The sequence below is a fragment of the Pontibacter ruber genome (assembly GCF_023630205.1).
GTDB lineage: Bacteria > Bacteroidota > Bacteroidia > Cytophagales > Hymenobacteraceae > Pontibacter > Pontibacter ruber.
Genome location: NZ_JALPRR010000001.1, coordinates 1,442,007 through 1,465,877 on the forward strand (window position 1 = coordinate 1,442,007; position 23,871 = coordinate 1,465,877).

Consider the following 23,871-nt stretch of genomic DNA (forward strand, 5'->3'; position numbering starts at 1 on the left):
CAAGCTTTCCTTCAGGATATGATCCATCAAACTTGCAGCATGAAGCATTCTCTTCGTTTCTTTTTGTACGGTGTGGCAGTGTGGTTGCTGGCAGGGCTAAGCGGATGCGGCTCTGCCAAGTATAACAGCGACTATAACCTGAGCCGTGCGCGTGAGAAAGAAGAGGCAAAATCCGGAGTGGTGGCTGATGCTGATACAACAAAACCGTCGCTTGAAAAAAGCCTGGCGAGCGAAGGTGCCGAAGGGCAGAAAGAACAGCGCAGGAAGCGCAAGCCCAGCAAACGCTATTTCATGGGCGAAAAGGTAACCAGAGGCTTTGTGAAGGTGAAACAGGGCAACAATGAGGTGCTGGAAACGTTCAGCTATCTTCCCGAATTCAAGGAACCAGACCCGTATGCGCCGGAAAAGTATTTCTTCGATCCTAAAAAGAAGAAAGTATACCGCACCCGCAGCGAGGTAGACCCGGACAAGTATAAAATCCTGCACGGGCCTTACAAGAAAAAGATCAACGGCGAGGTGGTGGAAGAAGGCTATTTCTACAACGGCACCAAGCACCTGCGCTGGGAACGCTACAACAAAAACGGCATCCTGATCGCGAAAGAGCATTATGAAAAAGGCTTTCCCCGCGATGCCGTAGTAAAGTACTACGACGGTGGCGACAAGAAAATAAAGGAAGTGATTCCCTACGCTTATGGCGAGGTGCAGGGCATGTACTACCGTTTCTATGAAAATGGACAGGTAGAATGGTCGGGCCGGTACGAGAAAGGCCGCAAAGTGGGCGTCTGGATCAAGCACTACGATTTCCGCAACCGCCGCCACTACGAATACCAGTACCCAAAAACAGCTTACGACGCCCCGGCCGAGCCCTACCTGCTCAAGCAATACGACCGGCACGGCACCCTCATCTACGAAAAAGACAAGCTCGACAAGCGTTCGGCGCAGCGTTAGTGGAAAGCGTCCTGTATGTGATGTACCACGGGTGGCGTTGCGAGGGTTATGGCAATGATATCAAACCGGATGTCGTGCTCCCATCCGTTCTCCTCAATGTAATGTTCTGCAGCACTGAGTAACAGAGCTTCTTTTTTCGGGCTCACAGCCGCTTCCGGGAAGCCGAACTCGTCTGTGGCACGGGTTTTTACCTCCACAAAAACCAGCAACCCGGCCCTTTGGGCAATAATATCGATCTCTGCCCGCCCTGCTCTGTAGTTGCGCTGAAGTATGCTGTAACCGTGCTCCTCCAGGAAAGTGGCAGCTTTTGCCTCGCCGCTCTGCCCGGTTACCAGGTGGTTATTTTTTTGAGTAGCCATAAAATTCCTGTAATTTGCATTCAACTTCTATACTATCAGGCGGTATGCTGCTGTTTATATAGGTTGTAGTACCCTGCCCGGAACGGAAAGACCATACATTATCCTGTCCTGGAGGGGTGGTCATACTTACCTGACTTGAACGAAACAGGTCCGGATACGATCGAAGCATTAACTACCTGATGAAAAATTTGATAGCATAAGCGTGTCACAGAATAAAGAAATACAGTTTGAGCAACTGGGCCTGATCGATTACAAGGAAGCCTGGGATTACCAGGATAAGCTGTTTACCAGCATCCTGGAGATCAAGGCTGCCAACCGCAATGCGGAGCCGGATGCGCAGCAGGTAACGCCAAACTACCTGTTGTTTTGCTCGCACCCGCATGTGTACACGCTGGGCAAGAGCGGGCACGAGTCCAACCTTCTTATCAACGAGGAGGGGCTTAAAGCAAAAGGAGCCACGTTCTACAAGATCAACCGTGGCGGCGACATCACCTATCACGGGCCGGGACAAATTGTAGGCTACCCTATTCTCGACCTGGAGAACTTCTTTACCGATATCCACAAGTACCTGCGCTTTCTGGAAGAGGCGATCATACTTACCCTGAAAGATTATGGGATCGAGGCAGGCCGAATAGCAGGGCTTACCGGAGTATGGCTGGACCACGAGGAACAGAAGAACCCGCGCAAGATCTGTGCGATGGGCGTGAAGTGCAGCCGCTGGGTAACCATGCACGGGTTTGCTTTTAACATCAACACCGACCTGAATTATTTTAATAACATCGTGCCTTGTGGCATTACCGATAAACAAGTAACATCCCTGGCTAAAGAGTTCGGATACGAGGTACCGTTGGCTGATGTGGAAGAAAAGTTAAAAAAGCATTTGGCTGACTTGTTTGGTGCAGTCATTTCTACAATAACGCATGAAGAAGGACATTGATTTTAGTATGGTAGAGGGCGTTTCGGTGGCAGTTGCTGTTGCTGAGAACGAGTATGGAGAGCGTGCCTGGAATGTTTACCTGTTGAACAACAACAGCTTTCCGCTGGATAATGTGTTGGTAGCGTCTAAAGGCTACGGAGAAGTTGATGGAGAAGAGGTGAAGACGTCGGTGCTGCGGCATATGTTTGAGCAGGTGGGCGCCAGAACCTTTGTGCAGATCGAACCCATCGATCCGGCCATTTTTCACATCAACAACGAATACTGGGTCAGCTATTACATCGACGGGAAAATCTATGATAAAAAGTTCGTGTTCGTGCCGGACTCCATCACAGAAGAAAACATGATCGACATCAGCATGCTGCAAATGCAGGGTGTGCTACATTCCTGATCTGTTTAATATAACTATACTTTTAATACCCGCTGCCAGCTAAAAGATTTGTCGCTACACAGTGAACCTTGTTTAATTGCTTGTAGTTGCGTCTCTTACGACAGTATCTCATTAGGATATAACCTGCCCGATAAACTTTAGAAGTACAGGAATTTTGTATTTCTTTGTTTCGCAGAATCAGCTTATGGACCAGAACATTTTACCCCTTATACTTTCATCAAGTTGGGCTTTCCTTATCGCGATATTTGCTGTTCCATCCATTATCCGGGTGGCACACCTCAAGAATATCCTGGACCAGCCAAACCTGCGTACCGTGCACGAATCGCTGACTCCCCGCTTGGGTGGCCTGGCCATGTTTGCCGGTTTCATGTCAGCACTTTCTATTTTCGGTGATCTAGGCAATGGCGTGCAGCAGCTGCTTGCCGGCTGCATCATTTTGTTCTTCATCGGCCTGAAAGATGACCTGGTTAATATCTCTGCCCTCAAAAAGTTTGCGGTACAGCTCCTGGCAACAGGCATTGTGATGTTTATGGCAGATATCCGCATCACGAGTTTCCAGGGTATATTCGGTATCGGTGAACTGCAGATAGGCATGAGCTATGGCTTCACCTTCCTGGTTATTGTGGGAATAACAAATGCCATCAACCTGATAGATGGGCTAGACGGCTTGGCCGGTACCATCGTGCTGATCATCAGCCTTACCTTCGGGATGTACTTTTTCCTGTATGGCGGTGCTGCCTACAGCAACTATGCAGCTGTTGCGTTCTGCCTGATCGGTGGTTTACTGGGGTTCCTGCGCTACAACTTCTTTAAGGCAACCATTTTCATGGGCGATACGGGCTCGCTGCTCTGTGGCTTTATCGTTTCGGTGTTAGCTATCCAGTTCATTGAGATGCGCGTGGTGGCATCTTCGCCTTCTGTGGCCCTTGGCATACTGTTCGTGCCACTTTTCGATACAATCCGTGTTTCGATCATCCGAATCTTAAAAGGCAAGTCGCCGTTCATCCCGGATAAAAACCATATACATCACCGGTTACTGGCGATGGGCCTGAACCAGATCAGTACGGTGCTTACCCTGGCCCTGATCAACGTGATGGTGATTCTCTTTGTAGTGAGCTTCAGCGCGTGGGGGAACCTGAACCTGCTGCTGATGTTGTTGGCTTTCTCAGTGGTGCTTAGCATATTTTTAGGTGTATACAGGTCGCGTAGTGCTCAAAGCGTTTCCAAAGTATAAATTCAGGTATAGTTGCCTGCTTTTGCTTGTAGCCATACTGGGTTTTGTAATTCCGGGCAGGGCACAGGTGTTGCCGCTGGAGCAAAAGAATACCATCAGCAGCGACTGGATGGTGTACGAGGAAGGTGCTACCCAACTGGTGCCTTACATTGCCAGTGTGCACACAAACTACAATGCGATCCATCAGTGGCTGTCTGTTACGCCTGCTCAACCTTTCAGAATTGGGTTTACTGCCCAGAAAGAATTGTGTCTGTTCCTGAATAACCAGCTTGTTTTCCGTGCCGATTCTTCTTCGGCCTACACGCTTGACCTGGCCAAATACAGCAAAGAGGTAAAGCCTGTTCACGGCAAGTACCTGCTTACGGTATGGCACCCGCTGCAGCAACCTAATATCAGCACGTTCCGGAACCAGGCAGCAGAGCAACAGTTGGGCCGGCAAGTGAATGAGCGCCCTTTTGCGGTTAAAGCCAGAGAATACATCAACCAGAACGCCTTTGTAATATTTATTCTGCTGATCGGGATTATTTACGGCAGCCTTAAAACCAGTTTCCCTTCTGAGTTTAACAGTATTTTTCGGGTAGGCTCTTTATTGCGCAACAGTACGCTGGATGAGAGCTTCCTTACAAAATCGATCAGTACCTGGTCGAGTGTGCTTTTCGTACTGGCCTTTTCGCTTTCGCTGGCTCTGCTGGTAGCAGCTATCCATACCAATGTGCAGCATGTGCGGCTTTTTAACCGTCTTTTCCCGGTCTCAGAAGCCGATATCACCACCAAGATCTTGTTCTATACTTTGCTGATCTTTGTCTTGATCCTGATAAAATACCTTTTTTTGAAGATGATGGGGTTCATATTCGGGTTGGAGCAGATGGTGCAGCTGCAATACCGTGAGTTCCTGAGAACTATACTTTTCCTTGGTATATTTTTACCTGCCGTTATGCTGCTTTACCTCGGTCTTAATGCGTATATGCCTGAAACCATACTTGTCATGTCGAACGTGGCAGTATCTTTGGTGTTGGTTCTCACGATACTAAAGGTGTTTATTACTGTAAATAAGAAAGCTTCTGTGATAAATTTGCATTTAATTTCATACCTTTGCGCCACAGAAGTAATTCCGCTGGCCATCATGCTGAAATTTATCGTGTTTAACTATTAAAAACACAATTAGCAGGAGCCGCGAACAAGGAAGGCTAATAAAAGTACAGACCTCATATGGCTGAAAACAAAGAAAAGGCGTACGCTAACCCTGAGCGACACAAGATTCCGATCAAGAGCATCCTCGTAACACAACCGCAGCCAACCACCGATAACTCTCCTTATCTGTCGATTGCGGAGAAGTATGGCATCAAGGTAGACTTCAGAGCCTTTATTGAGGTTGAACCTGTTTCTTACAAGGAATTCAGAAAAGATAAAGTTGATATCCTTGCCCATACGGCTGTTATTTTCACGAGCCGTAACGCAGTAGATCACTTCTTCCGCATCTGTCAGGAAAGCAAAATCGAGATGCCGGCAGATATGAAATATTTCTGTATTTCAGATCAAACGGCTTATTACCTGCAGAAGTACATTGTACTTCGTAAGCGCAAGTTGTTTGTGGGCGAGAAAACGGCAAAGGATCTTTTTGAAGTGATCAAGAAGCATAAGAACGAGAAGTTCCTGTATCCTTGCTCTAACATCCGCAAAGATGATATCCCGGAATTCCTGGCTGCAAACAAGATCAAACATACAGAGGCCGTAATTTACAAGACGGTAGCCGCTGACCTGTCTGACCTGGACGATGTAACCTATGACTGCATTGCCTTTTTCAGCCCATCCGGTATCACCTCGTTGTTTATCAACTTCCCGAACTTCAAGCAGAACAATACACGCATTGCTGCTTTCGGCCCAACAACAGCCAAGGCCGTACGGGATGCAGGGCTGGAGCTAGATATTGAGGCACCCATGCCAAATGCGCCGTCTATGACAGGTGCAATTGAAGTATACATCCAGAATCAAAAGCAGGCGCTGGCGCAGAAAAAATAGTAAAAGCATGTAACCTTTGCTGAAAAATCGCATAGTTACTAAAACGCAAAAGTTAGTTGTATTAATCGCATACTAGCTTTTGCGTTTTACTGTTTAATCTCTATATTTGATTCTATACATGCCATACTCCGATTGAGCATCTTGCTTGGTTGCAGCAGCCTATGAAAAAGATTCTACCTGTTGTTTTGTTTTTGTTGGCCTGCCACACCATGGTATGGGGACAGCAACAGCCGCAGTTTACGCACTACGGTTTTAATGGCATGTACATCAGCCCCGCCTATGCCGGTATCACGAACCGGCCGGAGGTGATGTCTATTTACCGTTACCAGTGGCTAAACTACGATGCGTCTTTTGACGACGGAGGCGCTCCTCAAACACTGCTGCTGACTGCGCATACACCTGTGCGGTTTTTAAAGGGAGGCTTGGGTATGAATCTGATGCGGGACAAGATTGCCAATACCACCATACTTACTGCAGCCCTCTCCTACTCGTTCCATATAACTATAGGAGAAGGTAAGCTGGGCTTAGGGATACAAGGCAACGTGAACAACATAAAGAAAGGCAACTACAGGGCGATAGATGATAACGACCCGAATGTGCCTTACAACAGTTCCGATACAAAGTATGATATGGGTGCCGGGGTATGGTATGAGTCATCCACGTTTTATGCCGGTGGCGGGGTAACAAACCTGCTGCGCTCGGAATACCTGTTTGCAGACTCTACCGGAACCGGAAAAGGACGCTTGCTGGGCGAGAACCACATTTATGCCACAGCCGGATACCACCTGCCACTCACCAATGAACTGGTGATGACGCCGGCCTTATTATTAAAACATGACACGGAAACATTCTCATTTGATGCAGGCGCGCGGGTAACGTATAATGAAAAATATTGGGGCGGAGTGAATTATCGGCACCAGGAAGCTGTTAGTGCCCTGGTGGGCGTGGCTCTCTTTCAGGAAAACGCCCTCAGAGTAGGATATGCATTTGATTTTACAACGTTTAACAGAGAAGCAAAGGCGCCAACCTCGCATGAAGTAATGGTATCTTACAGGTTGCCAGAACCTGTTGTGCGATTCCGGCCACCAGTTAGAACCCCTCGCTATTATTTCCAGAAATAACATAGCCCAAAAGCCCGATTCGGCGGTAAAACACAATTCTTGAAAAAATACATAATAAATTTGTTTTGAATAGTTATAATATTAAGTAGGTTGCACCGTTGAAAAATAATAATAGGTGTCACTTTTAATTACTTTTGTTTTTTTCTAATTCTCAATATATTTGCTACACCTGAAAAGTGTGCTTGAAACATTGCTAAAAAATTTACCTTTCTAAAAGTCATCATGAACAAACTATTTAAGCTGTCTTCCTTCGCATTGGCGGTGGTACTGCTTGCAAGCTGTGGGTTAAGAAGAGGTCCGCAGGGTGATCTTATAGGTTCAGAAGATCGTCCTGAATACAATCCTCAGGAAGTGCCTTACGGCATGGTGGCCTGCCCGGGCGGAACATTCCATATGGGCCAGGCTGATCAGGATATAGCCGCAACAATGGCTAACCTGAACAAGCAGGTGACAATTGGTGGCTTCTATATGGACGAAACTGAGATCACGAATAACGAATACCGTCAGTTTATTGAAGTGATGGTAAATGACTCGATTGATGTGCTTGGTGAAGAGTTTGTGATGACACAGCTTTATCCGGATACGACAGTATGGGTGCGTGACTTTACTTACCATATGGGAGACCCATTGATGGAATATTACTTCACACACCCTGCATTTGATGAGTATCCAGTGGTAGGTGTTGACTGGTTTGCTGCAAAATATTTCAGCGACTGGCGCACGAAGCTGAAAAACAAAGCAAATGCAGACAACGGAAAAGCTCCGATGCCTAAATTCCGCCTGCCATCAGAGGCTGAGTGGGAATATGCTGCAAGAGGTGGCCGTGACATGGCAGTTTACCCATGGGGTGGTCCTTACCTGCGCAATGCAAAAGGATGCTTGCTGGCAAACTTTAAACCGGGCCGTGGTGATTACTACAGCGATGGTTTTACTTATACAGCACCTGTAGCCCAGTTCTTCCCGAACGATTTTGGCTTATATGATATGTCCGGAAACGTGGCTGAATGGTGCGAAGACGCTTATGCTGACGCTACTGTTCCGATTACCTGGGACCTGAACCCGGTTTATTATGACGACAACGAGCCGCGCAAGGTAGTTAGAGGTGGTTCTTGGAAAGACATCGCCTACTTCCTGGAAACAGGTACACGTAACTTCGAATTCCAGGATTCTGCCAGATCATATGTTGGCTTCCGTAACGCCATGATTTACCTGGGAAGATCTTCCGGAAGCGAGTTTAGATAATCGTAACAGCGTAGAATAAAATTCAAACAAAAGAATACAAATCGTTCACAACTTAATTTATTGAAAACAAAATGAGCAAAGCTAGAGGTCGCAGTTTTTTGTACGACGTTTTGATGCCGAAAATCTATGGTATCGGTGCTGCTGTCGTAATTATTGGTGCATTGTTTAAAATTCAGCACTGGGATGGCGCTGACTTGATGCTTATCGTGGGTCTTAGCACAGAGGCAGTTATCTTCTTCCTGAGTGCTTTCCAGCCACAGCCACACGATCCGGATTGGGCTAGAGTATATCCACAGCTTGCTGATGATTACACTGGCGAGGCACTTATGCCTGCTACCGCATCTAATGGTCCGTCTTTAACAGGCAAGTTGGATGATATGATGCGCAATGCGAACATCACTCCAGAAACAATCAATACACTTGGCCTTGGCCTGAACAGACTGAGCGAAACAACTGCTCAGATGGCTGACCTTAGCCAGGCTACTGCCGCTACACAAGACTACAACGTTCGAGTAAGAGCAGCAGGTGAGCAACTTGAGAAAATCACACACGCTTATGCTACTACAGCTGATGCCCTTGCGCAAATGGCAGGTTCAACAGTAGATGCACAGGAGTACCACAGCCAGGTACAGAGCATGACCAGAAACCTGGGTGCGCTTAACGCAGTGTATGAAATGGAGCTTCAGGATGCTAACAACCACCTGAAAGCAATGAACAAGTTCTACGGTAACCTGAGCATGGCAATGGAAAACCTGACTGATGCCAGCAAGGATACAGAACAGTTCAAGAATGAAGTAGCCAAGTTGACGCAGAACCTACACTCACTTAACACAGTGTACGGTAACATGCTCACAGCCATGAGAGGCTAACCTGACCTAGTTCTAAATCAACAAGAAAACAACAGTAACATAGTATAAAATGGCTGGAGGAAAAGAGACACCACGGCAGAAGATGATCGGTATGATGTACCTTGTACTGACCGCACTTCTTGCCCTAAACGTGAGCTCGGCAATCCTGTTAAAGTTTCAGTTCCTCGACGAAAGTTTGAAGGAAGTGAATAACAAAACTGTAACAGATAATGCCGGTGTACTCACCAATATCAGATCTGCCGTTGACAAAGGAGGTAACAGGTCTAGCGACCAGCGCGTTCTGACAACTGCAGAAAGCATCCGCAAAGAGACTTCAGAAGTAGTTAACTACCTGCGCAGCGTTCGTGAGAAGCTGATCAAGGAAACGGGTGGTCTGAACGAAGAGAACCACTACGTGAACCCAGAGTCCAACGACGTTGTGGCGATCAACATGATCGGCGGCAAAAAGAACGGTGAAGCTTATAAGTTAAAAGATAAGCTGGACAACTATGCAAAGTTCCTGCGTCAGTACAACCCGAACATGCCGGCAAGTATCGCAAACGACGGTAAAGACGATCCTGTAGCAAAGAACGACAAAACGCAGCGCAACAAAGACTTTGCTGAACTTAACTTCGAAGACACTCCCCTGGTAGCAGCACTGGCTGTACTTTCTCAGAAAGAATCAGAAGTGTTGAAGTATGAAGCTGACGCTCTGCAGAAGCTTGCAACGCAGGTTGGTGCTGACATCATCAAGTTCGAGAAGATCTTTGCGATGGCACGTGCTGAGTCAAAGACTGTAGCAGCCGGTACCAAGTACAGAGCTGATATGTTTATCGCAGCTTCTTCTGACGCGATCACACCAAAAATGTCGTTCCAGGGAAGACCAGTGAAAGTAGAAAATGGCAAAGGTATGGTAGAATTTACTGCCGCAGCCTCTAATTACGACGCAGAAGGTAACTCTAAGCAGCAGTGGAAAGGCCAGATCACGATCAACCAGAATGGCAAAGACACAACTTTTACAGTAGTAGAAGAATACGTAGTAGCCAAGCCGGTAATCCAGGTGCAGTCTGCATCAGTTCAGGCGTTATACTTCCAGTGTGCTAACGAGTTGAACATCCAGGTTCCTGCTTTAGGAGCTGTGTACGATCCAAGCTTCAGCGCTTCAGGTGGTACAGCGATCAAAGGTGCTAAGAAAGGCCAGGTAACTGTGATTCCTTCTTCTACCGAAGTAAAACTAAACGTAAGCAGCGGTGGTAACGCAATCGGTTCTGAGACATTCAAAGTACGCCCAATCCCTAAGCCAGAGCTGGTAGCCAAAGTTAACGGCAGACCGATAGACGGTAAAAGAGGTATACCTGCAGCTTCTTTCAGAGCAGTAGAGATACAGGCTGTAGCAGATGAAGGATTCAAGCAATTTTTGCCACAGGAAGCTCGTTATAGAGTAACCAAGTGGAGAGCTTACCTGGTAAGAGGCAGCAGCCCGATCGATCAGCAGGAAATCAACGGCCCTTCTGCTAACCTGACAAGCTTTGCTGCTAAGGCAAATAAAGGAGACAGAGTTGTTGTGGAAGTACTTGACGTGAAGCGTCTAAACTACAAGGGAAGCCCTGTAGACGTAAACGTAGGGGAGCAGATCTACAACATCCCATTAAACTAAAATAGAAGCTTACAAGGAGTATGAAATTAGTTAAAGTAATTGGTGTTGCGGCAGGTCTGATGTTCTCAGTGGGAGCAATGGCACAGCAAGTGGAATCAACCACGCAATCGAGCAATCCATCTGCCCGTCCGATTCCTGAATCTGACATCCTGTTCAAGAAAACTGTTTGGCGCAAAATCGACTTGCGTGAAAAGCAGAACAGACCAATGTTCTCTGAAAACAGAGAAATAACAAAGGTCATCATCAATGCTGTGAAAAGCGGAGAGCTTGTTGCTTACAAAAACGACTCTACCAGCACACCTCTTACAAGAGAAGAGTTTATCGCCAATATGACTGGTAAAGACACGGGCGGTGGCTTATCTGAAGAGGAAATAGCAGCTGGTTTTGGTAAGGAACAGCAAGAAGAGGAGGCGGATGCCTGGGGTGAAGCCTTAGGCAAAGACGCCGGTGGACAAACTGCAGCTCCTGTAAGCAACGAATATTTTGCAAAGCAACTGTATCTGCTGGAAATGAAAGAGAACGTGGTATTTGACAAAAAGCGTTCTCGTATGTACCACGATATCCAGACAATCAGCATTAAAGTGCCTTCTACGCTAAACTCACTGGGTTTTGAGCAGAACGTAGGCAGCTTTAAAATGAGCGATCTGGTACGCGTGTTCAAAGCAAATCCGGAGATGGCGATCTGGTATAACGAGCAGAATGATGCGCAGCACAAGAACCTTGCTGATGCATTTGATCTGTGGTTATTCAGCTCATACATTACCAAGATATCAAACACTGGTGACAGAGGTTTATCCGATATCTATGGTGGCGGTAAGAAAGGCCTGCTGGCTGCACAGGATGCGCTGGAAGCACTTATCGAATACGAGTACAGCTTGTGGAGCTACTAATAAGTACAAAGCATAAAAAAAGGAGGCTGAAAGGCCTCCTTTTTTTATGCTCATAAGTTGCTTAAGCAACGTTGTGGAAGTAATTATAAAGTATAGAAGCTTTGCGCTGGCCAATTTCCTGCGCCAGCTCATCCTGCGATAGCTCCCTGAGTTTCTTAACTGATCTAAACTTGGCAAGCAAAGACTCGGCAGTTGAGAGACCAATACCTTTTACCTCAGTTAGCTCCGTTTTTAGCGTGCCCGCATCACGTTTGCTCCTGTGGAACGTAATGGCAAAGCGGTGTGCCTCGTTGCGCAGCCTTTGAATCAGCTTCAATGATTCAGATTTCTTATCGATGTACAGCGGGAGTGTATCGCCGGGATAGAAAATTTCTTCCAGTCGTTTAGCGATACCCACAATCGCAATCTTACCCCAAAGATCAAGATCTTTTAACGCCTTGACAGCAAAACTTAACTGGCCTTTGCCACCATCTATAATAACCAGCTGCGGTAAAGGTTGCTTTTCTTCCAGCAGCCGCTTGTAGCGGCGGGTGACGATTTCATACATCGACTCAAAATCATTGGGACCAACAACGGTTTTGATGTTGAAGTGGCGGTAGTCTTTCTTGCTGGGTTTTCCGTTCTTGAAACACACCATAGACGCTACCGGATTGTCGCCCTGGAAGTTGGAGTTATCGAAACATTCAATCTGGCGAGGTAATTCGGTAAGCCGAAGATCCTTCTTAAGGGTTTCCAGAACACGAATTTCGCGTTGTTCGCTCAGGTCTTTGTTCTTCTCCTGCCTGCCTTCCCGCTCTTTGCGCAGGTACATCGCATTCTTAAGAGACAGGTTAAGAAGCTTCCGCTTGTCCCCTATCTGTGGGTAGGTAACCGTAACGTTATCGAGTGGTAGTTGCAGCTCAATGTTCGTGATCACTTCCCGGGAGGTGCTTTCAAACTCGTGGCGGAGCTGTACGATCACAGTGGCAAGCAGCTCTTCATCTGTCTCATCCAGCTTCTTTTGTACCTCCAGCGACTGCGTAAGTATGATGGAGCCATTCATCACTTTCAGGTAGTTGATAAAAGAGCATTTATCATTGGAAGTGATGGTGAACACATCGATGTTGGAAAGTGTGTTGCTGACAACCGTAGACTTTGCCTGGAAGTCATCCAGCAGATCCAGTTTCTGTTTGTATTGGTGAGCCACTTCAAACTGGTATTCCTCAGCAGCTGCTGCCATACGTTCCTTGAAATAGTTCTTAGCTACAGAAAGGTTGCCGGAAAGTATACTTCTGATCTGGGTGATGTTCTGGTTATAAGTTGTCTCATCGATGAGGTTCTCGCAAGGACCTTTGCAATTGCCGATGTGGTACTCCAGGCACACCTTGAACTTGCCTGCATCTACATTCTCAGGTGATAAGTTGTAGGTACAGGTGCGAATAGGATAGAGCGTGCGGATCAGGTCGAGCACCACGTTCATGGTAGTGACACTGGCATAAGGACCGAAATAGCGGGAGCCATCGTTGATCTTGTTGCGCGTGCTGATGATGCGCGGGAAACGCTCGTTTACGATACAGATATACGGATAGGTCTTCCCGTCCTTGAGCAGAATGTTATACTTAGGCTGATATTGCTTGATAAGATTGTTTTCGAGCAGAAAAGCATCTGCTTCCGTATCTACGATGGTAAACTCAATATCCTGGATCTGGGAGATGAGCTTCAGCGTTTTCTTGTTATGCTGTGCAGAGCGGTTGAAGTATGAGCTTACGCGCTTGCGTATGTCAACCGCTTTGCCAACATAGATAATACCGTTCTCGTCAAAAAACTTATAGATGCCCGGTTTATGAGGCAGATGTGAAATTTTCTCCTTTATCTTTTCGTTCGCAGCCATGTCGCTTCATCAGATTTCAGCGTCCAAGTCAATTTCAGCGGGGATCTGCAGGAACTCTTCCATCTGAGAAGAATCTACAGGCATTTGGCCGTTGTACTTGGCACAGTCTAATTCTACCGATAAAGGCGTAGAAGGTTTAGGGAATGGCTCTTTAGAAACATCAAGTGTCTTATCTCCATAAACCTTCTTCATAAAGTATCCATAGATCGGCATGGCCAATTTGTTACCCTGACCGAGAGCAATCGTACGGAAGTGAATGGAACGGTCGTCTCCGCCTACCCAGGTACCGCAAACCAGGTTTGGCGTAATGCCCATGAACCAGGCGTCGGAGTAGTTCTGGGTTGTACCGGTCTTTGCCCCAATCTCATTCTTTAAGCCGTTGCGGTGACGCAGGCCGTAGTAAGCGGTACCACCCGGCTCTGCGGCGGCTTTGAGCATGTGCACCATCATGTAAGCAGTCTCTTCGCTCAGGGCCTCTACCTTAGTAGGAGTGAAATCTGCTAGAATATTGCCGTGCTTGTCTTCGATGCGTGTGATAAAGGTTGGTTGCGTCCAGGTGCCGCTGTTCACGAAGGTGCCGTAAGCGCCTACCATATCAAAAAGGGTAACGTCGCTCACCCCCAGCGCCAGAGACGGATTAGGCTCCAAAGGCGTTGTGATACCCATCCGTTTTGCAGTGGCTACCAGAGTTTCTGCACCTAATTTGTTCACCAGGAAAGCCGAAACTGAGTTTACAGACTCTGCAAGGGCATTGCGCAAGGTATACTTCTTACCCGAAAACTTATTGTCAGAGTTGTTAGGACACCAGGTATTGCCATCTGGCAGGGTGATACATACTTTCGAATCGATCACCTCATAGCACGGGTAATAGCCATTTTCGATAGCTGCCGTGTACAGGAATGGCTTGAACGTAGAGCCAGGCTGACGAACCCCCTGTTTCACGTGGTCATACTTGAAGTGCTTGTAGTTGATACCTCCTACCCAGGCCTTGATGTGACCAGTTTGCGGTTCCATGGCCATAAAGCCAGCCTGAAGGAAATGTTTGTAGTATTTGAGTGAGTCCATCGGGCTCATCATTACTTCTTTCTCTCCATCCCAGGAGAAGATCGTCATCGGGATCTTTTTGTTCAGGTAATAATTGATCGAGTCCTGGTCTCCGTCAAAGCGCTCGGCAAGTCTCTTGTAGCGGTCTGTACGTTTGATTGCTATTTCAGGGAAGTTCTTGATCTCGTTTCCGTTTCGGTCCGTCCAGGGGTTGCGGCCTTTCCAGTGTTTGAAGAATTCTTTCTGGCGGTCCTTCATGTGCTGCTCCATGGCCTGCTCGGCATACTTCTGCATGCGGGAGTCAATCGTAGTATAAATCTTCAGACCATCGGCATACAGGTCGTACCCGTTTTCGCGGCACCACTGTAACAGGAACTTGCTGGCCTCGGTGCGGAAGTATGGCGCAAGACCAAGGTTCTGGTTCTCTACGCGGTAATCCAGCTTGATGTCGTTGTCCTTTAGCTTTTCGTACTCTTCGGCCGGTAAAAAGCCATACTTTACCATCTGCGAAAGAACAACGTTCCGGCGAATCTTGGCGTTTTCAGGATTAAACTTAGGGCTGTAGTAATTCGGGTTCTTGAACAGGCCCACGAGTACGGCAGATTCCTGCACTTCCAGGTCTTTTGGATGCTTGTTGAAGAAGGTTTTAGCGGCAGACTGTACACCAAAAGCATTGCTGCCAAACTCAAAAATGTTGAGATACATCATCATGATCTCTTTTTTGGTATAGGAGCGCTCCAGCTTCACGGCCATGATCCACTCTTTCGTTTTATGGATAAGCGTACGAAGACCGGGCGTATCATTCAGCAAACCGTTGTTTAGCTCTTCTCCACGCGTTTTAAAGAGGTTCTTGGCAAGCTGTTGCGTAAGCGTACTACCACCGCCCCTCGAACTGCCGATCAGAAGCGAACCGGCAACGCGGCCCATTGCTTCCGGATCTATGCCTGAGTGCTCTTCAAAACGGATGTCTTCTGTTGCGACAAGCGCATTAATAAAGTTTTCGGGCAGGTCCTCGTAATCAACCGGGGTGCGGTTCTCCCGGAAATATTTGCCCAGCAGTGCATTGTCAGCAGAGTATAACTCCGAAGAGAGCGCACTTTTAGGGTTTTCAAGGGTACGCATGTTCGGCAGCTCCCCAAACAGGTTCAGGAAGTTGATGCTAACCGCATAGATGTAAAGGATAAATACGATCAGGCCGCCGGCAAAAAGTAACCATATAGCCGTAATTGCTTTTGAGTAGAGTCCGTTTTGACGCGTAGTCATGTAATTAATAATTGTTTCTGAAGAAATTCAGGTAAGTTTCCAGGTCCTTCTTCTGTTTAAACTTCTGGAAGTTGGCAGAAGAGATTACAAAGGTAGTGAATTCTACGCCTCTGATTCTGCCGATCGGCGCCTGCGGGCCTTTTTGTTTTACATTGAAAGACTGTGCCAGCTTTACATCCGGGAAAGAACGCAGCACAAGCATGGTCTGCGAATCTGAGAAAGCAACCGAATCAATGGTAATGTTCTGTTTCTTGTAATAGGTGCTGTTATACTTTTCATACTTTGCCACTACATCTTTAAAAGCCGGGGCAGCAGTCGGGTACAGGAGCACAAAGTAAAAGGCACTGTCTGTGCTAACATCATAGGCCAGCGGGTCGGCAATCTCAGGGTTCGCTGTTGTGCTGTTCGTGTCTGGTTGCACAACTGGCGGCGCAGCCTGAGTAGTTGTATCTGCCTGCTTTGTACTCACCTTTTGTGCCACTGTGTCCGGAGGAGCTGCTGCTGTATCCTTAACTGTTTGCTTATTAGGCAGCGGGATCTCAGCTGCTGTGGATGCAGTAGCTGAAGCAATTTCTGTGCTAACTTTTTCTTCCGGCGTCAAAGACGCTCCTTTTTCAGCCCGGTGCAGGGCGGTAATAACCTGCGGTGCCTCACGTCTCAGCAGGTTTTTCTGTTCGAGCTCCTGGTAGGTAGTCAGCAGTTGGTTGGCCTGCGGCAGCAGCGGACTTGCTGGATAGGCGGCTTTGAACTGCTGCAGTTGCTCCCTAAGCGCTTCCGGCTTCTCGGTACGGGCTGTTACAAGTACGCCCAGGAAAGCTGCCTTGTCTGCAATATCGTTGCGGGGGTATTCCTTGCCGAGTTGTGCCAGTAGGCGGGTTGTCTCCTTGTACTCCTTATTTTCATAGTATACAAAAGCGGAGTCGTACAACGTGTGGGCTTTGATGTTCTCTGCTGCATTTTTGGACAGGAACTCCGGATCATCAATTAGCTGGGCAAAAGTAGAGTACGGGAACTGCTGCTTTATCTTGTTATAATAAGCTGTTTTGCGCTCGTCACCGGCTTTGTCGTAGATCAAATACAAGGCATAATAAGCCTCAGCGGCATGCCCGGTGGTAGGGAAACGAGCCAGCAACTGCTCATAGGTTTCGGCAGCTTTGGTATTATCTTTTAACTTCTGGCTGTATATGTTGGCTAGCTTAAACAGGGCTTCCTCTACCTGCCTTTCCGACTGCTGCAGTGCGGCTGTTGTAGTCGGGATATTCTGCAGATAGGTTTGCACCTGGGCTGCCATGCGCTCTTCCGGGCTTTGGGTAGGCTCTGCCGGAGCTGCCTCAGGTTGCTGTTGGGCTACCGGCGCCTGCTCTGTTGCCTCTCCTCTGCTTCTGATTCGCCAGTTATCCTGCAGCGGCCTGTCGCCCCAGCGGCGCACGAACTCCGAGCGTGCCGTGGCCATGGCTGCCGGGTTGTCGAAGTACCAAATGCCGGAGTTGTCTGCATTTCCCCCATTCCCTCCATTGTTTCTTCTGGTGTTTTCTAATGAGCCGCGGCGCCCCTGCTCCTGGGTTTGTTGTTTCGCCTGCTGCATTGCAAGTGCCTGCAGGCGCTCCTCCTCTTCGCGCTGCACCAACTGTTGCACAAATTGCAGGCGCTCCCCCTCGCTTAGGCGTGCAAGGCGCTGCAGGCTGTCCTGCGTCTGGATGGTGCTGAACTGTGTGGCAAAGTCGGTGAGGATATCGCGCCGCTCTACTACCTGCTGGTAATCGATTGCACCAGGCGGGTATACCTGCACGGCGCTGTCGTAGTACGCCTGGGCCAGGTTATACTTGTTCAGGTGCTCAAAGTATACTTTGCCTGCCAGCAGATAGCTGTATGCTTTCTGGTTGGGCAGGGCTCCTGTTGATTTAAGAGAGGCATTGAGGTACTCCAGTGCCTTGTCGTAATTTTGCTGGCGCAGCTCGAACTGTGCCATCTCGTAAAGGATCTTGTCTTTGTATTCGTTATTCTTGCTGTCCTTTAACAGCTTGCGGTAATGGTTGGCCATGCGCTCTTTGTCCTGTGCATCGCTCAGCTCCGATACCTGGCCTAAGTATAAACGGCTGAAAAAGCCTAGGTCGTACGGAGGGTTGCGGCGCAAGATGCGGCTGTACTGCTGGTAAGCTTCCTTGTCCTGGCGCTGCAATTGGTAAAGCCGGGCCAGGGAAAAGCGTACCCTCGACTCAGCGTCTTTCTCCTCGAAATTAGGCAGCGACAGCGCCAGGTTCTCGATCATAGCCGTGGTATCGCCTTGCAGGCGATGGTATTGGGCGCGGGCTAAGTATAATTCGCGGGCATTGTCTTTGTTCAGGCGCTCCTTTTTCAGGAATTCGGAAACTGACTGGGCGTTATCCAACTCACCTGTCACCAGAAACGTGCGCATCAGCCATACCAGTGCTTCGTGGCGTGCGTTGGCATCCTTGCTGGTAGAGTTTACATACTTGAAGGTTCTGGCTGCATCCGGAAAGTTGAGCTGGTAGTAGCGTACTTTCCCAATGAGGTTATAACTGTCGTCTACCCACTTGCTGTTCTTATGCCACTGTATCGGGAACGAGGCTTTTTTTACCACGTCTTCCAGGTCGGCAGCAAAGGCTTTGGCAGTAGAAGAATCAAGGAGCGGGTAAATCGGCAGCGGCTGGTTATAGTCATACACCACCTGGGCCTGAATACCTTTTTCAATGGCTTCCATTTTCTCCCTTGCCAGGAAGTAGCCGTTGTAGCGTGCCGTAGTATTATGATAGGTCTTGCTGAGCGGGTTGTTGCGTTCAGCAGAGCATGCCGTCAGCAGCAGGCACACAAGTATAACAGCTATATGCAGTAGTCGGTTTGCCAAGGTGAAAGAGGCGCTGGAGATATAGTGGCCGTTAGGGTACAAGTTATAAGTATAAAACGGTTCAGGCAAAGTATAAAGTATAAGCCTTATGGGCGCAAGAAAACTAAAAAATGCAAACTCCCACGCAAAAATACAACAATCTGTAAATAAATAAGTATAGGCCCGAGATGCACTCAACTTTGCACCTTAAGCCTGTTGCTAATGAACTCAGGAAGCTGTGTTTTGGTTTCAGTCAGCAGATCTGGGGTATTGCAGCGGTTCTTTAGAGCAATAATGTTCGGATTGTGAAGCGAAGGTTGCACATAAGACCGTAAAAAGGAGTAATTTTGCAAACGATTCATAATCATGGAAAACGATCTGAACGAGGATAAGCCAAAGCAACCAGGAGAAGGTTCTGTAAAGCAGTACATGAAATACTCTGGCATGGCCTTCCAGATGATAGGGGCACTGGTGCTGGCAGCCTGGTTAGGGATGAAACTGGACGAACATTTTCAGACCGAGAACCCGTGGTTTACCATTGTGCTGCTCCTTTTGGCTGTAATGGCCTCTATGGTGCTGATTATACTATCTCTTAATAAAAAACAGTAACAGTGAATTTCTTTAAAAACCTTCTGGTGTTTACCGGCGTGGTCGGCCTTGCGATCGGAGCTCTCTCTTATTTTACCGGCAACGCGTTGGTGCATTCCTTTATCTGGTATATCCTGGCCTTCTTTGTACTGGTTACAGCGGGCACCTTTTACATCTCCCGCCTGGGGGTAAGCTACGACAGCGATAATTTCCAATTGTACTACTTTGGCTCCATGGGTTTTAGAATGTTGCTAAGCATTGGCGTGGTGTTTCTGTATGTATATCTGTTCGCAGAGAGTGAGTTACAGTTTGTGATCAACTTCTTTGTCTTATATTTTCTATTCACCGGGTTTGAAATTTTCAGCTTATTGGCTAACTTGCGCCCGCATTTGAAAAGGCAGGATTAAGTTTAAAGTTCGGCTTTATAAAACTTGCTTATAAATCTCTCTTAATGAAGAAGTTATTTATTTTACTGTTTTCCTTTCTGACAATTTCGGTGTATGCCGAGGCGGCGGCAGAAGGCGGGGAGTTTAGGCCCGGCGATATGATCACGCATCACATCGCGGATGATTACAGCTGGCATTTTGCTGATGGCGTGGTGCTGCATCTGCCTGTGATTCTGTTTGATAACGGACAGCCGGTGGTGTTCTCATCCAGCAACTTCTATAACGAGAATCATGAATTGGTGCCTTATAAAGGGTATGTTCTGGAGCATGGTCACATCTACCGTGCTACGCCGGAAGGTGAAGCTTCTCACGACAAGGCTGGCCTGATTGACATTTCTATTACAAAGAACGTGGCTTCGATGTTTGTTAGTGTGGCCCTGCTGTTCTTTGTTTTCTTCTCTATTGCAGCAAGCTATAAGAAGAACGCTGGCAAGGCTCCGAGAGGTCTGCAGTCTTTCTTCGAGCCACTGATCGTGTTTATCCGCGACGATATTGCCAAGGCGAACATCGGCCCGAAGTACGAGCGCTACATGCCTTACCTGCTGACCATCTTCTTCTTTATCTGGTTTAACAACCTGCTGGGCCTGATGCCAGGTGGTGCTAACCTAACCGGTAACATTGCAGTTACGCTGGTGCTGGCTGCCATGACCTTGTTGATCACGGTATTCAGCGGTAACAAAAACTACTGGAAACACATCTTTGCGACACCAGGCGTGCCAACGTGGCTGGCTCCGATCATGATACCTGTAGAATTGATCGGTATCCTGACAAAGCCATTCTCGCTGATGGTCCGACTTTTCGCAAACATCACGGCTGGTCACATTATCATTCTTTCCTTGTTCAGCTTGATCTTTATTTTCCAAAGCATCGCTGTAGGACCTCTGAGTGTTGCCTTTGCAACGTTCATGAACTTCCTGGAGTTATTCGTGGCGCTGCTGCAGGCTTATATCTTCACACTGCTTTCGGCAATGTACTTTGGTGGTGCCGTGGAAGAGCATCATCATGAAGAACACGCACACGGAGAAGCGCATTAATAAGAACTTTTAATTTTTAACTATATATAACTACAATTATGTTAGCAATTTTGCTTCAAGCTCTATCAGAAGGCGCAGGTTATGCGATTCTAGGTGCCGGTATCGGTGCTGGTCTAGTTGCTCTTGGTGCTGGTCTGGGTATTGGTAGAATCGGTGGCTCTGCCATGGAATCTATCGCTCGTCAGCCAGAAGCTTCTGGAAGAATCCAGACAGCGATGATTATCGCTGCTGCCCTTATCGAAGGTGTTGCACTGTTCGGTGTGGTAGTTTGCTTGCTAATCTCTTTCAAAGGCTAATTAAGCTTTTGTTGATCTCACGTCCGGACGCATGGTCCGGACGATGAGATCAAAAGATGTAGTTGAAAGTATAGTTGATTAAAAAGGCTGCAGCGCAGCCAAAAATATAAACCTCATATTCAATTTTCATAAACAATGGAATTAGTAACCCCAGGTATAGGCTTAATTTTCTGGCAGTTAGTTACGTTTCTTCTCGTACTGTTCCTGCTGACAAAGTTTGCTTGGAAACCAATCATGAGCGCATTGCGTGAGCGTGAGGCTTCTATTGAAGATGCCCTGAGTGCTGCTGAAAGAGCAAAGCTTGAGGTGCAAGGTTTGAAGGCTGAAAACGAGAAATTATTGGCAGAGGCGCGTCTGGAGCGCGACAGAATCCTGAAAGAGGCTTCTGATGCTGGTAACAACATCGTGGAAACAGCTAAGAACAAAGCTAATGAAGAAGGTGCCCGTATGATCGCACATGCTCGTGAGGCAATCGAAAACGAGAAGCTGGCCGCAATCACGGAAGTGAAGAACATGGCTGCTGCTCTTTCTGTAGATATCGCAGAACGCATCCTGAGAAGAGAGCTTAGCGACCCTCAGGCACAGCAGGCACTGGCGCAGGACTACATCAGCGAAGTAACGCTATAATTAAATAGTATAAATAGATGGTGCCGGAAGCAATTGCCAGGCGCCATTCATTCTAAAAAGCACTATGTCAGAAATTAGAGTTGCTTCCAGGTATGCAAAGTCGCTGATCGAGCTGGCGGAGGAAAAAGGAGTACTAGAGCAGGTGCATGCCGACATGAAACTGTTCACCAAGGTACTTGCCGGTAACAGAGACTTTTATTTAATGCTCCGTAACCCGATCATCAAATCAGATAAAAAACTGGCGGTGATCAATGCTGTTTTCGCTGGCAAAGTACAGCCGATGACAGAGATGTTCTTTCAGATCGTAGCGCGTAAAAACCGTGAATCGTTACTGGAGTTTATTGCGACAGAATTCGAAAAACAGTACAATCTGATAAAAGGAATACAAAGAGCACAGGTAGTATCTGCCGCTCCTTTGGCTCCAGCCCTTCGCGATGAGTTAGGCAGCCGCCTGGCTGCACAAACCGGCAAGACAATTCAGCTGGAGGAGAGTGTAGATCCATCGCTGATCGGAGGCTTTGTACTTCGTGTAGGCGATAAACAATTCGACAGCTCTGTGCGAAACAACCTGCGCAAGCTGAAAAGTAATTTTAAAGAAAACCCCTATATCAATAAACTATAATCATGGCAGAAGTAAGACCTGATGAAGTATCAGCCATATTAAGAGAACAGCTGTCTAACTTCCGTTCTGAGGCAGAGCTGGAAGAAGTAGGTACTGTACTGCAGGTGGGTGACGGTGTCGCTCGTATCTATGGCCTTTCCAAAGCACAGTCTGGTGAGCTTTTAGAGTTTGAAAACGGACTTCAGGCGCTTGTTCTTAACCTTGAAGAAGATAACGTAGGTGCTGTATTACTTGGCGACTACAGCGAGATCAAGGAAGGCGCAACCGTAAGAAGAACAAACAGAATTGCTTCTGTTAGAGTGGGTGATGGTGTGATCGGCCGTGTGGTAAACACGCTGGGTCAGCCAATCGACGGCAGAGGCCCTATTGCTGGCGAACTGTACGAAATGCCACTGGAGCGTAAAGCACCAGGTGTAATTTTCCGTCAGCCGGTAAACGAGCCAATGCAGACTGGTATCAAGGCGATCGACTCTATGATTCCGATCGGCCGTGGTCAGCGTGAGCTTATCATCGGTGACCGCCAGACTGGTAAGTCAGCTGTTGCAATTGACACAATCCTGAACCAGCGCGAGTTCTTCGAAAAAGGACAGCCAGTGTTCTGTATATATGTTGCCGTAGGTCAGAAAGCATCTACAGTAGCACAGGTAGTAAAAGCACTTACGGAAGGTGGTGCCATGGATTATACCGTAGTAGTTTCGGCTTCTGCTTCTGATCCGGCTCCAATGCAGTTCTTTGCTCCGTTTACTGGTGCTGCTATCGGTGAGTTCTTCCGTGATACAGGCCGTCCTGCACTGGTTGTTTATGACGACCTTTCCAAGCAGGCAGTAGCGTACCGTGAAGTGTCTCTGCTTCTGAGAAGACCTCCGGGACGTGAAGCTTACCCAGGTGACGTATTCTACCTGCACTCTCGTTTATTGGAGCGTGCTGCAAAAGTGAACTCTTCTGATGAGATCGCTCGCAACATGAACGACCTTCCGGAGTCTATCCGTCACTTAGTACGTGGTGGTGGTTCGTTAACAGCACTTCCGATCATTGAGACGCAGGCTGGTGACGTTTCTGCTTACATCCCGACAAACGTGATCTCTATCACAGACGGTCAGATCTTCCTTGAGACGAACCTGTTCAACGCCGGTATCCGTCCTGCGATCAATGTAGGTATCTCGGTATCACGCGTGGGTGGTTCTGCTCAGATCAAGTCAATGAAGAAAGTAGCAGGTACACTGAAGCTGGATCAGGCGCAGTTCCGAGAACTGGAAGCATTTGCGAAATTCGGTTCTGACCTGGATGCTGCTACCAAGCTTACAATTGAGCGTGGTCGCCGTAACCTGGAGATCCTGAAGCAGCCACAGTTCTCACCAGTGTCGGTTGAAGAGCAGGTAGCTATTATCTACTGCGCTACAAACGGTTTGCTGGATGATGTGCCTGTAAACGAGGTAAGAACATTCGAGAAGGACTTCCTACGTACAATGCGTGCACAGCACCAGGATACCCTTAATGCGCTATTGGCTGGTAAACTTGACGACGAAACCACTGGTGTTCTGAGAAGAGTTTCCAAAGAGCTTTCAGCTAGATACAAGAAGTAATATAAAAGTT

Annotated in this window: 22 protein-coding genes; 18 read left to right on the top strand and 4 right to left on the bottom strand. The window is 47.7% G+C overall.

All coding sequences use genetic code 11. The annotated features are described in order from the left end of the window. Positions 1-39 precede the first annotated feature (39 nt). Positions 40-948, top strand: a complete 909-nt coding sequence (locus MJ611_RS06385) for a toxin-antitoxin system YwqK family antitoxin (RefSeq protein WP_250428677.1) — start codon at positions 40-42, stop codon at positions 946-948. Here MJ611_RS06385 and MJ611_RS06390 read toward each other — a convergent pair. After that, positions 945-1,307, bottom strand: a complete 363-nt coding sequence (locus MJ611_RS06390) for a YraN family protein (RefSeq protein ID WP_250428678.1) — start codon at positions 1,305-1,307, stop codon at positions 945-947. The two genes, MJ611_RS06385 and MJ611_RS06390, sit on opposite strands and share 4 nt — an antisense overlap. A gap of 196 nt (positions 1,308-1,503) precedes the next feature. Here MJ611_RS06390 and lipB point away from each other — a divergent pair, with 196 nt between their 5' ends. From lipB to porN, 10 genes are all read left to right on the top strand, one after another. After that, on the top strand, positions 1,504-2,244 hold the full coding sequence (gene lipB / locus MJ611_RS06395) for a lipoyl(octanoyl) transferase LipB (RefSeq protein ID WP_250428791.1): 741 nt from the start codon (positions 1,504-1,506) through the stop codon (positions 2,242-2,244). Beyond that, on the top strand, positions 2,228-2,632 hold the full coding sequence (locus MJ611_RS06400; RefSeq protein WP_250428679.1) for a hypothetical protein: 405 nt from the start codon (positions 2,228-2,230) through the stop codon (positions 2,630-2,632). Before lipB ends, MJ611_RS06400 begins: the two co-directional genes overlap by 17 nt. Positions 2,633-2,816: 184 nt before the next feature. After that, positions 2,817-3,866 carry an MraY family glycosyltransferase gene (locus tag MJ611_RS06405; RefSeq protein WP_250428680.1) on the top strand — a complete coding sequence of 350 codons (1,050 nt, stop codon included), beginning with the start codon at positions 2,817-2,819 and terminating at the stop codon, positions 3,864-3,866. Further along, positions 3,841-5,019 (top strand): DUF4271 domain-containing protein, encoded by a 1,179-nt coding sequence (locus MJ611_RS06410; RefSeq protein ID WP_250428681.1) that lies wholly within the window; start codon positions 3,841-3,843, stop codon positions 5,017-5,019. The genes MJ611_RS06405 and MJ611_RS06410 overlap by 26 nt, the downstream gene beginning before the upstream one ends. 56 nt (positions 5,020-5,075) lie before the next feature. After that, positions 5,076-5,885, top strand: coding sequence for a uroporphyrinogen-III synthase (locus MJ611_RS06415; RefSeq protein WP_250428682.1), 810 nt, complete (start codon positions 5,076-5,078; stop codon positions 5,883-5,885). Between the two features lie 161 nt (positions 5,886-6,046). Then, positions 6,047-7,006, top strand: coding sequence for a PorP/SprF family type IX secretion system membrane protein (locus MJ611_RS06420; protein WP_250428683.1), 960 nt, complete (start codon positions 6,047-6,049; stop codon positions 7,004-7,006). Between the two features lie 222 nt (positions 7,007-7,228). Next, complete coding sequence (gene porK / locus MJ611_RS06425; RefSeq protein ID WP_250428684.1) at positions 7,229-8,248, top strand: T9SS ring complex lipoprotein PorK/GldK; 1,020 nt, start codon at positions 7,229-7,231, stop codon at positions 8,246-8,248. Between the two features lie 71 nt (positions 8,249-8,319). Beyond that, entirely contained in the window at positions 8,320-9,117 is a 798-nt protein-coding gene (gene porL, locus MJ611_RS06430; RefSeq protein WP_250428685.1) for a type IX secretion system motor protein PorL/GldL, read from the top strand. Positions 9,118-9,166: 49 nt separating this feature from the next. Then, the gene (gene porM / locus MJ611_RS06435) at positions 9,167-10,753 is read left to right on the top strand and encodes a type IX secretion system motor protein PorM/GldM (RefSeq protein WP_250428686.1); all 1,587 of its coding nucleotides are present in this window, start codon (positions 9,167-9,169) and stop codon (positions 10,751-10,753) included. A gap of 20 nt (positions 10,754-10,773) precedes the next feature. Continuing rightward, the gene (gene porN, locus MJ611_RS06440) at positions 10,774-11,643 is read left to right on the top strand and encodes a type IX secretion system ring subunit PorN/GldN (RefSeq protein ID WP_250428687.1); all 870 of its coding nucleotides are present in this window, start codon (positions 10,774-10,776) and stop codon (positions 11,641-11,643) included. 61 nt (positions 11,644-11,704) lie between these two features. Here the strand turns inward: porN and uvrC are convergent, their stop codons facing one another. The 3 genes from uvrC to porW are packed head-to-tail and all read right to left on the bottom strand — an operon-like array spanning position 11,705 to position 18,755. Beyond that, on the bottom strand, positions 11,705-13,513 hold the full coding sequence (gene uvrC / locus MJ611_RS06445) for an excinuclease ABC subunit UvrC (protein WP_250428688.1): 1,809 nt from the start codon (positions 13,511-13,513) through the stop codon (positions 11,705-11,707). 9 nt (positions 13,514-13,522) lie between these two features. Then, on the bottom strand, positions 13,523-15,820 hold the full coding sequence (locus MJ611_RS06450) for a penicillin-binding protein 1A (RefSeq protein ID WP_250428689.1): 2,298 nt from the start codon (positions 15,818-15,820) through the stop codon (positions 13,523-13,525). A 4-nt stretch (positions 15,821-15,824) separates the two neighbouring features. Further along, on the bottom strand, positions 15,825-18,755 hold the full coding sequence (gene porW, locus MJ611_RS06455) for a type IX secretion system periplasmic lipoprotein PorW/SprE (RefSeq protein ID WP_250428690.1): 2,931 nt from the start codon (positions 18,753-18,755) through the stop codon (positions 15,825-15,827). A gap of 276 nt (positions 18,756-19,031) precedes the next feature. Here porW and MJ611_RS06460 point away from each other — a divergent pair, with 276 nt between their 5' ends. The 7 genes from MJ611_RS06460 to atpA all read left to right on the top strand — a co-directional run bounded on the left by MJ611_RS06460 (position 19,032) and on the right by atpA (position 23,861). Continuing rightward, positions 19,032-19,274 (top strand): AtpZ/AtpI family protein, encoded by a 243-nt coding sequence (locus MJ611_RS06460; RefSeq protein WP_250428691.1) that lies wholly within the window; start codon positions 19,032-19,034, stop codon positions 19,272-19,274. A gap of 2 nt (positions 19,275-19,276) precedes the next feature. After that, the gene (locus tag MJ611_RS06465) at positions 19,277-19,660 is read left to right on the top strand and encodes a hypothetical protein (RefSeq protein WP_250428692.1); all 384 of its coding nucleotides are present in this window, start codon (positions 19,277-19,279) and stop codon (positions 19,658-19,660) included. Positions 19,661-19,704: 44 nt separating this feature from the next. Further along, the gene (atpB, locus tag MJ611_RS06470; RefSeq protein WP_250428693.1) at positions 19,705-20,733 is read left to right on the top strand and encodes a F0F1 ATP synthase subunit A; all 1,029 of its coding nucleotides are present in this window, start codon (positions 19,705-19,707) and stop codon (positions 20,731-20,733) included. Between the two features lie 38 nt (positions 20,734-20,771). Then, positions 20,772-21,029, top strand: coding sequence for an ATP synthase F0 subunit C (gene atpE, locus MJ611_RS06475; protein ID WP_250428694.1), 258 nt, complete (start codon positions 20,772-20,774; stop codon positions 21,027-21,029). Positions 21,030-21,164: 135 nt separating this feature from the next. Beyond that, entirely contained in the window at positions 21,165-21,656 is a 492-nt protein-coding gene (locus MJ611_RS06480) for a F0F1 ATP synthase subunit B (RefSeq protein ID WP_250428695.1), read from the top strand. A gap of 64 nt (positions 21,657-21,720) precedes the next feature. Beyond that, positions 21,721-22,278 (top strand): ATP synthase F1 subunit delta, encoded by a 558-nt coding sequence (gene atpH, locus MJ611_RS06485; protein WP_250428696.1) that lies wholly within the window; start codon positions 21,721-21,723, stop codon positions 22,276-22,278. Positions 22,279-22,280: 2 nt separating this feature from the next. Further along, positions 22,281-23,861, top strand: coding sequence for a F0F1 ATP synthase subunit alpha (gene atpA / locus MJ611_RS06490; protein ID WP_250428697.1), 1,581 nt, complete (start codon positions 22,281-22,283; stop codon positions 23,859-23,861). Positions 23,862-23,871: the final 10 nt, after the last annotated feature.

Bases quoted from the DNA above. Each gene is read 5' to 3' on its own strand.
- atpB (WP_250428693.1), top strand. From the start codon at position 19,705: ATGAAGAAGTTATTTATTTTACTGTTTTCCTTTCTGACAATTTCGGTG.
- MJ611_RS06385 (WP_250428677.1), top strand. From the start codon at position 40: ATGAAGCATTCTCTTCGTTTCTTTTTGTACGGTGTGGCAGTGTGGTTG.
- MJ611_RS06480 (WP_250428695.1), top strand. From the start codon at position 21,165: ATGGAATTAGTAACCCCAGGTATAGGCTTAATTTTCTGGCAGTTAGTT.
- MJ611_RS06390 (WP_250428678.1), bottom strand. From the start codon at position 1,307: ATGGCTACTCAAAAAAATAACCACCTGGTAACCGGGCAGAGCGGCGAG.
- atpE (WP_250428694.1), top strand. From the start codon at position 20,772: ATGTTAGCAATTTTGCTTCAAGCTCTATCAGAAGGCGCAGGTTATGCG.
- atpA (WP_250428697.1), top strand. From the start codon at position 22,281: ATGGCAGAAGTAAGACCTGATGAAGTATCAGCCATATTAAGAGAACAG.
- MJ611_RS06415 (WP_250428682.1), top strand. From the start codon at position 5,076: ATGGCTGAAAACAAAGAAAAGGCGTACGCTAACCCTGAGCGACACAAG.
- porN (WP_250428687.1), top strand. From the start codon at position 10,774: ATGAAATTAGTTAAAGTAATTGGTGTTGCGGCAGGTCTGATGTTCTCA.
- porM (WP_250428686.1), top strand. From the start codon at position 9,167: ATGGCTGGAGGAAAAGAGACACCACGGCAGAAGATGATCGGTATGATG.
- atpH (WP_250428696.1), top strand. From the start codon at position 21,721: ATGTCAGAAATTAGAGTTGCTTCCAGGTATGCAAAGTCGCTGATCGAG.
- porL (WP_250428685.1), top strand. From the start codon at position 8,320: ATGAGCAAAGCTAGAGGTCGCAGTTTTTTGTACGACGTTTTGATGCCG.
- MJ611_RS06420 (WP_250428683.1), top strand. From the start codon at position 6,047: ATGAAAAAGATTCTACCTGTTGTTTTGTTTTTGTTGGCCTGCCACACC.
- MJ611_RS06405 (WP_250428680.1), top strand. From the start codon at position 2,817: ATGGACCAGAACATTTTACCCCTTATACTTTCATCAAGTTGGGCTTTC.
- MJ611_RS06400 (WP_250428679.1), top strand. From the start codon at position 2,228: ATGAAGAAGGACATTGATTTTAGTATGGTAGAGGGCGTTTCGGTGGCA.
- MJ611_RS06460 (WP_250428691.1), top strand. From the start codon at position 19,032: ATGGAAAACGATCTGAACGAGGATAAGCCAAAGCAACCAGGAGAAGGT.
- MJ611_RS06450 (WP_250428689.1), bottom strand. From the start codon at position 15,820: ATGACTACGCGTCAAAACGGACTCTACTCAAAAGCAATTACGGCTATA.
- porK (WP_250428684.1), top strand. From the start codon at position 7,229: ATGAACAAACTATTTAAGCTGTCTTCCTTCGCATTGGCGGTGGTACTG.
- uvrC (WP_250428688.1), bottom strand. From the start codon at position 13,513: ATGGCTGCGAACGAAAAGATAAAGGAGAAAATTTCACATCTGCCTCAT.